Genomic DNA, 13,475 nt, shown 5'->3' with positions numbered 1-13,475 from the left:
AGCCGGGAACGAAGTATCCGGGAACGAAGTATCCGGGAACGAGGGGCGGCGCGGGTCGGATGACCCGCGCCGCCCCTCGTCCGACTGCCGTGTCAGCCGAGCTTCTTCAGCAGCTCCACCGCCAACGGGGCGGACGAGGCCGGGTTCTGACCCGTCACCAGATTCTGGTCGACCACGACCTTCGGCGCCCACGGCTCGCCCACCTGCACCTGCACGCCCGCCTCCGTCAGCCGGTCCTGAAGCAGCCACTTGGCCTTGTCTGCGAGACCGGCCTGGGTCTCCTCGGCGTTGGTGAAGGCGGCGACCCGGTAGCCGGCGAAGCTGTTGGTGCCGTCGGGCTGCACCGCGGCGAGCAGCGCGGCCGGGGCGTGGCAGACGACGCCGAGGGGCTTGCCGGACTCCAGCGTGCGGGTGAGGATTTCGCCGGAGACGGCGTCGACCGCGAGGTCCTCCAGGGGGCCGTGGCCGCCCGGGTAGTAGACCGCGGCGTAGTCGTCGAGGTCCACGTCCTCCAGCCGGATCGGGTTCCTGAGCTCGTCGGACGAGGCGATGACGCCCGCGATCCGGTCGGCGTTCTCCTGACCGCCGTTGACCTCGGCCGCGAGGCTGCCCTTGTCGACCGTGGGGACGACGCCGCCCGGGGTGGCCACGGTGATCTCGTGACCGGCGGCCTTGAACGCCTCGTACGGGGCGACGGCCTCCTCGGCCCAGTAGCCGGTGGGGTGCTCGGTGCCGTCGGCCAGCGTCCAGTGGTCGGCGCCGGTGATTACGAAGAGGATCTTTGCCATGGTCAGACGGTAAGTCGACCGGCCCATAGGAATCCAATAGGCTCACGTATGTGAGAGATAGGGAATCCAATCACCACTCGGTCGCGGCACCGCTGGACCTGAATCTGCTCCGCACCTTCCTGACCGTGTACCGCACCGGCTCCTTCACGGCCGCCGCCCGTCTGCTCGGCCTGTCCCAGCCGACGGTGACCACGCAGATCCGCGCGCTGGAGCGGCAGCTGGACCGCGAGCTGTTCGAACGGCTGGCCAGGGGCGTCTCGCCCGTGCCGTACGCGGACGAACTCGCCGCCCGGATCGTGGACCCCTTGGACTCGCTCGCCACGGTCACGGGTGAGGACGACGCCCCGGCCGAGCCCGTCCATCTGGCCGGGCCGGCCGAGTTCCTCACCCATTCCGTGCTGCCTGGTCTGGCGCCCCTCGTGGAGACGGGCGTACGGCTGCGGATCACCCCTGGTCTGACGGAGCCGCTCCTGGAGGACCTGCGCGCGGGCCGCCACGACCTGGTGATCGCCACCTTCCGGCCACGCGGCCGGGCGCTGGCCGCCGTGCCCCTCAACGACGAGGAGTTCGTGCTGGTCGCCGCCCCGGAGCAGGCCGGACGGATCGGCGGTCCGGCCCGGGTCGCGGCCGAGGGAGCCGCCGCGCTGCACGGCGTCCCTTTGGTCGCCTACGCCGAGGACCTGCCCATCGTGCGCCGCTACTGGCGGCACGTCTTCGGCACACGCCTGGTGCGCGACCCCGCGATCACGATGCCCGACCTGAACGCGGTGAAGGCAGCGGTCACGGGCGGGGCAGGCTTCACGGTCCTCCCCCGCTATCTGTGCGCGGCCGAGCTGGCGTCGGGCGCCCTCATCCTGCTGCACGACCCGGACGACCCGCCCATCAACACCGGCTTCCTCGTCCAGCGCCCGGGCGCCTCCGGCAATCCGCACGTGGCCCTGGTCCGCGACCAACTGCTGAGGGTGGCCCGGGAGGGGTGACTACGCTCCCTCCCCCTTCAGGAACGACGAGCGCGGCCCTTCGAGCGTGGCGTCCATACGCGCCACCTGTCCCTGCGTGAACATGAACATGCCCGCGTCGTCGGTGTAGTCCATGTAGTTGACGAACATGTCCCCGTCGGGCGCGTTGTGGCAGCTCAGGCTGGGGAACGTCGGCCTGCCGAAGTTCGGGCCGCCCGCGTTGGGGGTGTCCGCGACGAAGTCGCTGCCGCTGCAGCCCTGTCCGTCGTCGCCCCAGATGTGGAACAGGTTGAGCCAGTGGCCCACCTCGTGGGTGGCTGTGCGGCCGAGGTCGAACGGGGCCCGCGCGGTGCCCGTCGTACCGACGAAGCTGTGGGCGATGACGACACCGTCGGTGGCGGCGGGGCCGCCCGGGAACTGGGCGTAGCCGAGGATCTCCCCGACGGTGGGGTCCTCCAGACGCGGGGCCACCCAGAAGTTGAGGTACTGGTCGGCGGGCCAGGCGTCCTGTCCGCCGTTCGACGTGAACTTGATCGCGTCGTCCATCCCGAAGGTGTCGGTCGCGGTGCTGGTACGGGTGATGCCGGTGGTGGGCCGGCCGTCGGGGTCCTGGGCGGCGAGCCGGAACTCGATACGGCTGTCGGCGACCAGCGGCTGCCAGACCCGGGGCACGTTCGACACGTCCGGGTTGAGCATCCGGTAGTCCTGGTTGAGGACGTCGATCTGACTGACGATCTGCTCTTCGGAGATGTCCTGCTCGGCGGTGTGGTGGACGACGTGCACCACGACGGGGATCACCGTCACCCCGGTGCGGGACGGTGTCTCGAAGCCCTGCTCGAAGGCGAAGGCCCGGTTCTCCACCGCGTCCCTCGCCATGGCGTACGAGAGGTCCTCGGTCAGCAGCCGCCGGTGGACCGGCATCGTGCCGCAGACACGCTGCGCGGGGACGGAGGTGGTCTCGTCGGTCTCGTTCTCGGGCACGCTGCACCGCCTGGAGATGGTCGCACCGATACGGCGCGGAGCTGAGGGTGGAGCGGGCCCGTTGAGGTTTACGGTAGGGCGACGGAACGGACACGGTAAGCAGAATCACGAATTCCGCCGTAAATACGGCACTGCCTTCCGTATCGGGTCAACTGACTACAGATCAGGAGGTGACCGACCATGACCGGTCCACCGCCGGAACTGATCGGAACATGGGTGCATTCGTACGAGGAGGACTCCCCCGGCGTCACGGTGTACCGCCCGGCGGGCTACCCGTTCCCGCCCGCCCGAGGCCGCCGCGGCCTGGAGTTCGCCGCGGACGGCACCTTCACCGAGCGCCCCATCGGCCGCGGCGACGCCCCCGGTCGACGCACCGGCCGCTGGGCACCGGCGGACCCGGAGGGCCACCGCCTGGCGCTCGACCTCCCGGGCGCGAACCGCCGGTTGGAGGTTCTCCACGTCGACGATCAGGTGCTCAAGGTACGGGCCACGGACTGATCGACGCCCTGCGGTCCATGGTCCGCGGAAGGGGCGTACGGCGGCTCAGTCGGCGAGCGCCTTCGCCACCTCTTCGGCCACACCGCGCGCCCGCTCCTCCGGCACCCCGGCCGCGCTCCAGGACGGCGGCGACCGCGGCGCGGGCGGGCGCCAGGATCCCGGAGACGCGCTCCGCTCCCAGGTGGTCGTGCCGTGCCGGCGCCAGGAGCAGCCGGCCCGCAGCAGGGTGCTCACGGGCGTGCCGCGCCGGGCCAGCAGACGGGCCCGCTCCAGCTCGGGAAGCTCGCTCTGCAGCACCTGCTCGACGTCGTGGACGGGCCGGCCCGCCTCGGCTTCGCGACGTGCGCACTGGTGCTGCCGCTGGCACTGACGGAGTGCACCTTCGAGGGTGCCGGGAGTGCGGCGGCCGACACCGTCACCGTCCGGCTCGCCCTCGCTCTCCGCCTCGCCCACGCCCACTCCGGTGCCCGTCAAGGGAGCCGGCCAGACGCTGGTGAGGCCGGTGGGGCCGAGTTCAAGGAGCTGCGGCTGCTGCTCGGCGATCCTGCACTGGACGAGGTCTCCGGCTTCACGGTCGACATGAGCGCCATGGACATGTTCCAGTACGAGGTCCGCCTCGAGGGCCGCACGGTCCATACGGACCGCTCCGCGGAGCAGCCGCCCCTGGACCGCCCTCATCAGCGCGCTGAGCAAGTTCCTGCCCAAGAACTGAGCTCGCCCCTCCCCCTCGTACTCCGAGCCCAGTACGCGCGGTTACTCCCGCCGTCAGACGCCCCGCACGCCCCCGCCCGGCACCGTGGCTCACATGAAACTGAGCCGTCCGGCCCGCAGGGCCTCCCTCGTCGTCCATGTCACCGTGTCCGCGTGCTGGCTCGGGCTCACGCTCGGTCTGCTGGCCCTCGGCATCACCGCGACCACCACCGGCTCGGCGGCGACCGTCGAGGCGTCCGTGCGGACCATGAAGCTCTTCGCCGACTGGCTGCTGCTCCCGCTGGCGTTCCTCACGCTGCTCAGCGGTGTGCTGCTGTCGCTGGGCACGAAGTGGGGTCTGGCGAGGCACCGCTGGGTCTGGACGAAGTTCTGGCTGACGCTGGCCACGACCACCGCGACGGTTCTCGCCCTGCGCCCCGGGGTGAACTCCGCGGTCACTGCCGTCGCCGCGGGCGGACCGCTGCCCGACGCCGGTGACGTGCTGTTCGGTCCGGTCGTCTCGCTGTCCGCGTACGTCTTCATGACGGTGATCTCGGTGCTCAAGCCCTGGGGGCTCACGCGTCGGGGCCGCAGGCTCAGGGCGACTCCCCGTCCCGCACCCGTGCCAGCACCTCTCGGATCAGCTCGGCGCTGATCATGAAGTGCTCGCGGGCGATCTCCTCCGCCCGCTCGGGCTCGCCCGCCGCGACGGCCTCGTACAGGGCGGTGTGCCCCTGGCCGGCCCGATGGTGGTGGGAGCGCTCGCCCTTGCCCCAGGGTTCGATCGGGAAGCCGAGGCTGATGCGGGTGAGCAGGTCCCGGCTGAGGAGGGCGATCTGCGGATTGTGGGTGGCCGCACAGATCGCCTGATGGAAGGCGCTGTCGGCGGCCTGCTCCTCACGAGGGGTGCGGGCCGCCAGATGCGCGTCCAGCGCCGCCCGCATCGGCTCCAGGTCCTCCGGCCGGCGGCGCCGCGCGGCCGTCGCGGCCACCATGCCCTCCACCAGCCCCCGCAGGTCGAAGAGTTGCTCGAACTCCTCCCACCGCGGCAGCAGCGTACGGCGCACCGCGGCGCCGGAGGACTCGCTCCAGCTGTCCCGGACGAACGCTCCTCCGTTGCGGCCCCGGCGGATCTCGATGACGCCGAGGGCCTGCAGGCGTCCGACGGCCTCGCGCACGGTGGGGCGGCTGACGTGCAGCAGTCCGGTCAACTCCCGCTCGGCGGGCAGCCGTTCGCCCGGCAGGAAGTCACCGACGGCGATCGCGGTGAGCAGCCGGTCGGAGACCTCGTCGACCGCCGAGGCCACGCGCACCGGGCGCAGTGCCGACGACGCGTTGCCGCCGAGCAGGACCCGGTCGAGCACCCGGGAGAACTCGTCCCCCGGCTCAGGTGCGGATGTCAGTTGTCCTCCTCCGGATCGCCGCTTCTGTTAACGCGCGCGGTCCACGTAAATGCGTCGTTACGTCTTCCCCAGGCGCCACTAAAAGGTCTTGTGGACTGACCTTTTCCCCCATCACTATCTCACCCATCCCCGTCACACCCAACGAGTTTCAGACAGCGGCCGGCGCTTTCCGGCCGGTCTGGGAGGCCTCACCGTGGCGATCCCCGAACCGAACCACACCGGAACCGTCGACTTCAACGGCTGGTCCACCTGGTACCGGATCACGGGCGAACCCGGCAGGACACCCCTGGTGGTCCTGCACGGCGGACCCGGCGCCGGTCACGACTACACGCTCAGCATCGCGAACATCGCCCGGCAGGGCCGCCCCGTGGTGCACTACGACCAGCTCGGCACCGGACGCTCCACCCATCTGCCCGACCGGGGCGCCGACTTCTGGACCGTCCAGCTCTTCCTCGACGAACTCGACCATCTCCTCAAGGAGTTGGGCATCGCCGACGCCTACCACATCCTCGGCCAGTCCTGGGGCGGCATGCTCGCCGCCGAGCACGCCGTACGGCGGCCGCCCGGACTGCGCGGCCTGGTCATCGCCAACTCCCCCGCGTCCATGGAGCTGTGGCTCGCGGCGGCGGCCGAACTGCGTGCCGGGCTCCCCGCCGAGGTCCAGCACACCCTGCGCGCCCACGAGAGGGCCGGCACCACGGACCACCCCGACTACCGGGCTGCCGAACAGGTCTTCAACGACCGTCACGTGTGCCGTCTCGACCCCGACCCGCCCGAAGTGCAGGCCACTTGGGAGAACATCGCGGCCGACCCGACCGTCTACCACACGATGAACGGGCCGAACGAGTTCCATGTCGTGGGCACCCTCAAGGACTGGTCGGTCATCGACCGGCTCCACCTCGTCGAGGCACCGACCCTGCTGGTGTCGGGGCGTCACGACGAAGCCACCCCCGACACCGTGAAGCCCTTCGCCGATCTCGTTCCCGATGTGCGCTGGCACATGTTCGAGCACTCCAGCCATATGCCGCACGTCGAGGAGGAGGAGCTCTACCTCCGGGTCGTCGGCGAGTTCCTCGACTCCACCGACTGACTCCACCGACTGATCCCAGGAGTTGTCCGCCATGGCCCTCATCGCCGGACGGGGCGCGCTGGCCGCCGCCACCGTCGCCCTCGCACTCACCGCCACCGCCTGTTCCTCCTCCGACTCGGGCTCCTCCTCGGACCCGAGCGGCTCCTCCTCCGGCTCCGGCTCCGCCTCCACCGCCTTCCAGCCGCAGCACCAGGGCGGCACCCTGAAGCTCGTCGCCCACGCCGCCGCGGGCACCTTCGATCCGCAGGTCAACTACACGCTCCAGTACTGGCAGTTGTACCAGTCGATGTACGACGGCCTGCTGGCCTTCAAGAAGGTCGGCGGGCAGCAGTCCTTCACCGTCGTCCCCGACCTGGCCACCTCGCTGCCGAAGGTGACCAACGGCGGCAAGACCTACACCTTCACCCTGCGCAAGGGCATCTCCTTCTCCGACGGCAAGGCGGTGACCACGGACGACGTGGTGGCGTCCTTCCAGCGCATCTTCAAGGTCTCCAGCCCCACCGCCGGCACCTTCTACAACGGCATCGTGGGAGCCGACGCCTGCCTGAAGAAGCCCGCCTCCTGCACCCTGGCCAAGGGCGTGATCGGTGACGCGAAGACCAGCACGGTCACCATCAACCTCACCGCGGCGGACCCGGAGTTCGAGTACAAGCTGTCCGTCCCGCACGCCGTCGTCGTACCGAAGGGCTCGCCCGCCAAGGACTCCGGCACCAAGCCGCTCCCGACGACCGGCCCGTACATGGCCGCCTCCTACGACCCGAACCGGGCGCTGAAGCTGGTGCGCAACCCGCACTTCAAGGAGTGGTCGCGGGAGGCGGGGCCGCAGGGCTACCCCGATGTCATCGACTACACCTTCGGACAGACCGTGGAGTCCGAGGTCACCGCCATCCAGAACGGCCAGGCGGACTGGATGTACGACCCGCCGCCCGCCGACCGGCTGAACGAGATCGGCACGAAGTACGCCTCGCAGGCGCATGTGAACCCGCTGACCGCGTTCTGGTACGCGACGCTGAACGTCAACATGGCGCCGTTCGACAACAAGCTGGCGCGGCAGGCCGTCAACTACGCCGTCGACCGGGCGGCCGTGGTCCGGCTCTACGGCGGCACCAACCTCGCCTCCCCCGCGTGCACGATCCTGCCGCCGGGCTTCCCCGGGCACGTCGACTCCTGCGACTACACCAAGGGCGGCACCACCACCTGGAAGGCTCCGGACCTGGCCAAGGCCAAGGAGCTGGTGAAGCAGTCCGGTACCGCGGGGCAGGAGGTCGGCATCGTCGTCCAGGACGACGACGTCAACAAGTCGATCGGGCAGTATCTGCAGAGCCTGCTCACCCAGCTCGGGTACAAGGCGACGCTGAAGCCGCTGTCGGCGAACATCCAGTTCACCTACATCCAGAACACCAAGAACAAGGTGCAGCTGGCGCTGACGTCCTGGTACCAGGACTATCCGGCGGCCTCGGACTTCCTCAACGTGCTGTTGTCCTGCGCCAGTTTCCACCCGGGCAGCGACTCCAGCATCAACATCTCCGGGTTCTGTGACAAGGGCATCGACGCCAGGATGCAGACGGCGCTGAAGACGGCCCAGGGCGACCCCCAGGGCGCGGACAAGCAGTGGGGCGCCATCGATCAGGCGATCATGGCCGAGTCCCCGGTGGTGCCGCTGATCAACCCGAAGATCGTGGACTTCACCTCGACGCGGGTAGGCAACTACCAGTTCAGCAAGCAGTTCTACATGCTGGTGGGGCAGCTGTGGGTCAAGTGATCCCGCCCCCGGCGCCAGGGGCCCGGCGTTCGCCGGGTCCCTGGCGGACGGCCGCTTCCGACCTGCTGCGCAACAAGCCGGCGCTGGCCGCCGCCGCGGTCCTGCTGCTCGTGGTGCTGGCGAGCCTCGCCGCCCCGCTCTACGCGGACCACATCGCCCACACCGACCCCTTCCAGTCCCATGTCTCCGGCACCACGGTCGTCGACGGCAAGGCCGTGCCGGTGCTCACCCCGAGCAGCACCGGCCTCGGCCTCGGCGTCACCCCGATCGGCCCGACCTGGGACCCCGCGCACTACTTCCTCGGCGCGGACAACCAGGGGCGCGACGTGATGGCCCGGCTGCTCTACGGCGGCCGTACGAGCCTGTTCATCGGCGTCACGGCGGCCCTGCTGACGTGCGTGCTGGGGACAGCCGTAGGAGTCGTCGCGGGGTATGCGGGAGGTGTCGTGGACTCGGTCATCTCCCGGGTCCTGGACGTGATCTGGGCGTTCCCGGTGTATCTGCTGGCCATCTGTCTGTCGGTGGTCCTGCTGACCAACGGGCTGAAGCTGGGCCCGCTCACGGTCGAGGCGGGGAGCCTCTGGCTGCCCGTGACCATCATCGCGGCGATCTATGTGCCGTACGTGGCCCGTCCGTTGCGCGGTCAGGTCCTGGTGCTGCGCAACAAGGAGTTCATCCACGCGGCCGTCGGCTCCGGCGCCCCCACTCTGCGCATCCTGCGCCGCGAGGTGCTGCCGAACGTCGTACCGACCGCGATCGTCTTCGTCCCGCTGATGACCGCGCTGGCCATGCTCACCGAGTCGGCGCTGTCCTTCCTGTCGGTCGGTGTGCAGCCGCCCGACGCCAGCTGGGGCACGATCGTCCAGGACGGCCTCGGACTCCTCTACACACGGCCGACGGTCACCATCGCCCCGGGCCTGCTCATCGCCCTCACCACGGCGGCCCTCAACGTCCTCGGCGACGGCGTGCGAGACGCCCTCGACCCGGGCGCCCGGCTGCGCGGAGGGGTGTGAACGGGATGCTCCAGTTCGCCCTCAAGCGGTTCGCCTCGGCCCTGCTGGTGATGTTCGCGATCAGTGTGCTGGTGTTCCTGATCTTCTTCGCCACGCCGGGGGTCGACCCGGCCGCCCGCATCGCGGGCCGCAACGCCGACCCGGCCACCCTCGCCCAGGTCCGGCACTCCTTCGGGCTCGACCGGCCGATACCGGTCCGCTATCTGCTGATGACGCGCCATCTGCTGATCGACCGGGACCTGGAGTCCTTCGTCAACCGCGGCTCCCGCGTCATCCCGCAGATCGTGCAGGCCACCCCGGTGACCCTGTCGCTGGTGATCGGTGCCGCGCTGATCTGGATGACGGCCGGCATCCTCATGGGCACGGCCGCCGCGACCCTGCGCGGCAGGGCCGCCGACCCGCTGATCATGCTGGTCGGCGTCGTGGGCGTCTCGCTGCCGGCCTACTGGCTCGGCGAGGTCGTCAACCTCATCACCCAGAAGCAGCTGCACGACTCGGTGTTCTCCTGGGTGCCACCGCCCGGATACGTCGATCTGAGCCATGACCCCGGCCAGTGGGCCCTGCATCTGCTCTTCCCCTGGCTGACCCTGGCCCTGCTGTACGCCGGGATCTACGCCCGTCTCCTGCGCGGCGAGGTCGTCGGCGCGCTGAGCGAGGACTATGTCCGCACGGCCCGCGCCAAGGGTCTGTCCGAGCGCCGGATCCTGGTCCGGCACGCCCTGCGCTGCTCGCTCATCCCGATCGTGTCGCTGTTCGGCCTGGACTTCGGCGCCCTGGTCGGCGGCGCCGCCCTGCTCACCGAGGTGGTCTTCGGCCTGCCCGGCATCGGCAAGCTCACCTACGACGCCCTGCAGAACCTGGACCTGCCCGTGATCATGGGCACCGTCCTGTACGCGGCGTTCTTCGTGGTCCTCGCCAACGCCCTGGTGGACATCCTGTACGCCCGACTCGATCCGAGGGCCCGCCATGCCTGAGCCACTTCCCGAACCCCTCCCCGAACCCCTGCTGGACGTAAGGGATCTACGGGTCTCCTTCCGCACCCGCACCGGCCCGGTCACCGCCGTCGACGGCCTCTCCTTCTCGGTCGCGCCCGGTGAGGTCCTCGGCGTGGTGGGCGAGTCGGGCTCCGGCAAGAGCGTGTCCATGCTGGCCGTACTGCGGTTGCTTACCAGCCCGAACGTGACCGTGACGGGCGAAGTCCGCTTCCGTGGGCGTGACTTGCTCACACTGCCCGACAAGGAGATGCGCGCGGTGCGCGGCCGGGAGATCGCGATGGTCTTCCAGGACCCGATGACCGCGCTGACGCCCGTCTACACCGTGGGCTGGCAGATCGCCGAGCAGCTCAGGGCGCACGAGCGGATCTCCCGCAAGGAGGCGCAGGCCCGCGCGGTGCGGCTGCTGTCCGACGTCGGCATCCCCGACGCGGCCTCCCGGGTGCACGCCTATCCGCACGAGTTCTCCGGCGGTATGCGTCAGCGGGTGGTCATCGCGATGGCCCTCTCGTGCGATCCCGCGCTGCTGATCGCCGACGAGCCGACGACGGCGCTGGACGTCACGGTCCAGGCCCAGATCCTGGATCTGATGCGCGAGTTGAACACCCGCGGCTCGGCGGTGGTGCTCATCACGCACGACATGGGCGTGGTCTCGCAGATCGCCGACCGGGTCCTGGTGATGTACGGCGGCCGGGCGGCGGAGGAGGGTCCGCGCCGGGCGGTGTTCCACGGCCCGCGGCACCCGTACACCTGGGGGCTGCTCGACTCGGTGCCGCGCACAGGGGGACCGCGGCTGCGGCGGCTGCCCACCATCGCGGGGGTGCCCGTGTCGCCCGGTGCCGTCCCGGCGGGGTGCGCGTTCGCGCCGCGCTGCCGGCTGCGGCACGAGCGGTGCGAGGAGCGGCCCGCGCTGTCGGGCGAGACCCATCGCGACGCGTGCTGGCTGCCCCCGGACGGCCGGACGGCACTGCGGCTGACGGCGAGGACGGACACCGACACGGAGGCGGCATCGTGACCGCACAGGACATCGCGGGGGCGGGAGCCACGGGGGCGGGAGTCTCGCGCGCTGGTGTCTCGGGGACGGGTGACGTCCTGCTGCGCGCCAAGGACGTCACCAAGCACTACCCCTTGGGCCGCAAGGTGCTGCGCGCCGTCGACGGCGTCTCGCTGGAGGTGCGCACCGGTGAGACGCTGGGCGTCGTCGGCGAGTCGGGCTGCGGCAAGTCCACCCTGGGCCGCTGCCTGGTCCGCCTCACCGAGCTCACCGGCGGGCAGGTCGAGTTCGACGGCAGGGACATCTCCGGGCTGTCCGCGCGCCGGCTGCGTCCCGTGCGCCCCGGCATGCAGCTGGTCTTCCAGGACCCGCAGGCCTCGCTCAACCCCCGTCGCCGCGCCGGGGACATCGTCGCCGAGCCGCTTCTCGTGCACCGGTACGGCGACGCGGGCGCGGTCCGCCGCCGGGTCGCCGAGCTCTTCGACGTCGTGGGCCTTGCGGCGGCGCATCTGGACCGGTATCCGCACGAGTTCTCCGGCGGTCAGCGGCAACGCATCGGCATCGCGCGGGCGTTGGCCACCGATCCGAAGCTGATCGTCGCCGACGAGCCGGTGTCCGCCCTGGACGTGTCGATCCAGGCGCAGGTGCTGAACCTCTTCGCCGATCTCCAGGAGGAGTTCGGGCTCACCTATGTGTTCATCGCGCACGATCTGGGTGTGGTCCGCCATGTGTCGGACCGGATCGCCGTCATGTATCTGGGCGAGATCGTCGAACTCGCCGGGACGGAAGCCCTGTACGGCTCTCCCGCCCATCCCTACACCCAGGCGCTGCTGTCGGCGGTCCCGGACATCGACGACGGCACCGGTCCGCCGCCCCGCGAACGCATCGTCCTCACCGGCGAGGTGCCCAACCCGGTGGACAAGCCGTCGGGCTGCCCGTTCCGCACCCGCTGCCCCTACGCCCGTGCGCGCTGCGCCGAGGAACGCCCGCAGCTCACGGCGACAGCCACCGGCCGGCTCACCGCCTGCCACTACCCCCTGACGGAATGAGCCACTCAACTCCCGTCCTGTGAACGGCCATTGACGATGGATGCGATCCGCGTAACCGTGATGGTTCCCGCGAGACTCCCCGGAGGCCGCCCATGCCAGCACCTCGTTCGGACGCGGATCTCGTCGAGCGCGTCCGTGCGCTCCAGCCGCTGATCGGGGCGCACGCGCTGCGCGCCGAGGAGGAGCGGAGGGTGACGGGCGAGGTCGTCGCGGCGCTCACGGAGGCCGGGGTGTACCGGATGAACGTGCCCCGGCGGTACGGCGGTTACCAGTCGGGGCTGCGCACCCAGGTGGAGACGGTGGCCGAGATCGCCGCCGCGTGCGGTTCGGCCGCGTTCATGGCACTCATCCAGGCCGGCTGCGCCTTCATCGCGGCGCTCTTCCCGGACGAGGCGCAGGACGAGATCTTCACCGGTCCCGACGTACGGGTCGGCGGCACCCTCGTCCCGGACGCCACGGCGGTCGTGACGGACGAGGGCTATGTCGTCAACGGCACCTCGGGGTTCGCCACCGGCTGCCAGGACGCCGACTGGCATCTGCTCACCGCGCGGGTCGAGTCGGGCGACGGGCCGCCCGAGGTGCTGTGGACCGCCGTGCCCATGGCCGAGCTGGACGTCCTCGACGACTGGTACGTGTCGGGGCTGGCCGGGAGCGGCAGCAACAGTGTCGTGGCGCGCGACGTCGTCGTGCCCGCGCACCGGGTGCTGCCCGTCGGACCGCTGCTGGCGGGCGAGTTCCCCTCGAAGGCCAACGCCGAGGACCCCTTCTACCGGATGCCGGTCCTGCTGATGTTCTGTGTCTGGACGGCGTCCCACGCGCTCGGCGTGGCCCGGGGAGCGCTGGCGGGGTTCACGGAGCGCATCCATCGGCGGGGCATCACGTACACCTTCCACCACCGGCAGAACGAAGCCACCGTCACGCATCTCCAGATGGCCGAGGCGGCGATGAAGGTCTCGTGCGCCGAGCTGCTGACGAAGGACTTCGTGACGCGGATCGAGGCCGGTGAGCCGTTCACGACCGAGGAGCGCGCGAGGATCCGCGCGCAGACCGGTTATGTGGCGCGGCTGTGCAAGGAGGCCGTGGATCTGGTCGCCTCCGCCTCCGGAGCCTCCTCCCTGCACCGGGAGGTTCCCGTCCAGCGGGCGCTGCGCGATGTGCAGGCGCTGAACCTGCATTCCTTCGTCAATCCCGCGACCAATCTGGAGCTGTACGGCCGGGTCCTGTCGGGGCTGGACGCGGGCACTCCGTTTCTCTGA

The 13,475-nt window shown here is 70.6% G+C and carries 13 protein-coding genes and 1 pseudogene; 10 read left to right on the top strand and 4 right to left on the bottom strand.

What is annotated here, in order from left to right; all coding sequences use genetic code 11:
• Positions 1-92: 92 nt before the first annotated feature.
• Positions 93-788 carry a type 1 glutamine amidotransferase domain-containing protein gene (locus PH203_RS19505; protein ID WP_289921428.1) on the bottom strand — a complete coding sequence of 232 codons (696 nt, stop codon included), beginning with the start codon at positions 786-788 and terminating at the stop codon, positions 93-95.
• 50 nt (positions 789-838) lie between these two features.
• On the opposite strand from PH203_RS19505, the gene PH203_RS19500 reads away from it, so the two are divergent.
• A complete protein-coding gene (locus PH203_RS19500) occupies positions 839-1,768 on the top strand; it encodes a LysR family transcriptional regulator (RefSeq protein ID WP_289921427.1) in 930 nt (309 codons plus the stop codon).
• Here the strand turns inward: PH203_RS19500 and PH203_RS19495 are convergent, their stop codons facing one another.
• The gene (locus tag PH203_RS19495; protein ID WP_289921426.1) at positions 1,769-2,728 is read right to left on the bottom strand and encodes a zinc metalloprotease; all 960 of its coding nucleotides are present in this window, start codon (positions 2,726-2,728) and stop codon (positions 1,769-1,771) included.
• Positions 2,729-2,908: 180 nt separating this feature from the next.
• Between PH203_RS19495 and PH203_RS19490 the strand changes: the two genes are divergently transcribed.
• Positions 2,909-3,226 carry a hypothetical protein gene (locus PH203_RS19490; protein WP_289921425.1) on the top strand — a complete coding sequence of 106 codons (318 nt, stop codon included), beginning with the start codon at positions 2,909-2,911 and terminating at the stop codon, positions 3,224-3,226.
• Positions 3,227-3,332: 106 nt separating this feature from the next.
• Here PH203_RS19490 and PH203_RS19485 read toward each other — a convergent pair.
• A pseudogene (locus PH203_RS19485) lies at positions 3,333-3,440 on the bottom strand (TetR/AcrR family transcriptional regulator); the annotation flags it as partial.
• A gap of 591 nt (positions 3,441-4,031) precedes the next feature.
• Here PH203_RS19485 and PH203_RS19480 point away from each other — a divergent pair.
• Positions 4,032-4,571 (top strand): DUF2269 domain-containing protein, encoded by a 540-nt coding sequence (locus PH203_RS19480; RefSeq protein ID WP_289921424.1) that lies wholly within the window; start codon positions 4,032-4,034, stop codon positions 4,569-4,571.
• On the opposite strand, the gene PH203_RS19475 is transcribed toward PH203_RS19480, so the two are convergent.
• The gene (locus PH203_RS19475) at positions 4,513-5,280 is read right to left on the bottom strand and encodes an FCD domain-containing protein (RefSeq protein WP_289921423.1); all 768 of its coding nucleotides are present in this window, start codon (positions 5,278-5,280) and stop codon (positions 4,513-4,515) included. The two genes, PH203_RS19480 and PH203_RS19475, sit on opposite strands and share 59 nt — an antisense overlap.
• Before the next feature lie 232 nt (positions 5,281-5,512).
• Here PH203_RS19475 and PH203_RS19470 point away from each other — a divergent pair, with 232 nt between their 5' ends.
• The 7 genes from PH203_RS19470 (at position 5,513) to PH203_RS19440 (ending at position 13,475) form a co-directional block, all read left to right on the top strand.
• Entirely contained in the window at positions 5,513-6,409 is an 897-nt protein-coding gene (locus PH203_RS19470; RefSeq protein ID WP_289921422.1) for a proline iminopeptidase-family hydrolase, read from the top strand.
• Positions 6,410-6,440: 31 nt separating this feature from the next.
• Positions 6,441-8,171, top strand: a complete 1,731-nt coding sequence (locus PH203_RS19465; protein ID WP_289921421.1) for an ABC transporter substrate-binding protein — start codon at positions 6,441-6,443, stop codon at positions 8,169-8,171.
• Entirely contained in the window at positions 8,159-9,184 is a 1,026-nt protein-coding gene (locus PH203_RS19460; protein WP_289921420.1) for an ABC transporter permease, read from the top strand. The genes PH203_RS19465 and PH203_RS19460 overlap by 13 nt, the downstream gene beginning before the upstream one ends.
• 5 nt (positions 9,185-9,189) lie before the next feature.
• Positions 9,190-10,158 (top strand): ABC transporter permease, encoded by a 969-nt coding sequence (locus PH203_RS19455; protein WP_289921419.1) that lies wholly within the window; start codon positions 9,190-9,192, stop codon positions 10,156-10,158.
• Positions 10,151-11,191 (top strand): ABC transporter ATP-binding protein, encoded by a 1,041-nt coding sequence (locus tag PH203_RS19450; protein ID WP_289921418.1) that lies wholly within the window; start codon positions 10,151-10,153, stop codon positions 11,189-11,191. The genes PH203_RS19455 and PH203_RS19450 overlap by 8 nt, the downstream gene beginning before the upstream one ends.
• A 77-nt stretch (positions 11,192-11,268) precedes the next feature.
• The gene (locus tag PH203_RS19445; protein WP_289921879.1) at positions 11,269-12,219 is read left to right on the top strand and encodes an oligopeptide/dipeptide ABC transporter ATP-binding protein; all 951 of its coding nucleotides are present in this window, start codon (positions 11,269-11,271) and stop codon (positions 12,217-12,219) included.
• 92 nt (positions 12,220-12,311) lie between these two features.
• Positions 12,312-13,475, top strand: a complete 1,164-nt coding sequence (locus PH203_RS19440) for an acyl-CoA dehydrogenase family protein (RefSeq protein ID WP_289921417.1) — start codon at positions 12,312-12,314, stop codon at positions 13,473-13,475.

It is taken from the genome of Streptomyces sp. S.PB5 (assembly GCF_030403745.1).
In the GTDB taxonomy this organism is placed as follows: Bacteria; Actinomycetota; Actinomycetes; order Streptomycetales; family Streptomycetaceae; genus Streptomyces.
The sequence above is the reverse complement of the archived record's forward strand: the minus strand, read 5'-3'. Positions and strand labels throughout refer to the sequence as shown.

What these genes read in the sequence shown, in the direction of transcription:
- PH203_RS19505 (WP_289921428.1), bottom strand. Translation starts at nt 788, where the DNA reads ATGGCAAAGATCCTCTTCGTAATCACCGGCGCCGACCACTGGACGCTG.
- PH203_RS19490 (WP_289921425.1), top strand. Translation starts at nt 2,909, where the DNA reads ATGACCGGTCCACCGCCGGAACTGATCGGAACATGGGTGCATTCGTAC.
- PH203_RS19480 (WP_289921424.1), top strand. Translation starts at nt 4,032, where the DNA reads ATGAAACTGAGCCGTCCGGCCCGCAGGGCCTCCCTCGTCGTCCATGTC.
- PH203_RS19465 (WP_289921421.1), top strand. Translation starts at nt 6,441, where the DNA reads ATGGCCCTCATCGCCGGACGGGGCGCGCTGGCCGCCGCCACCGTCGCC.
- PH203_RS19455 (WP_289921419.1), top strand. Translation starts at nt 9,190, where the DNA reads ATGCTCCAGTTCGCCCTCAAGCGGTTCGCCTCGGCCCTGCTGGTGATG.
- PH203_RS19450 (WP_289921418.1), top strand. Translation starts at nt 10,151, where the DNA reads ATGCCTGAGCCACTTCCCGAACCCCTCCCCGAACCCCTGCTGGACGTA.
- PH203_RS19440 (WP_289921417.1), top strand. Translation starts at nt 12,312, where the DNA reads ATGCCAGCACCTCGTTCGGACGCGGATCTCGTCGAGCGCGTCCGTGCG.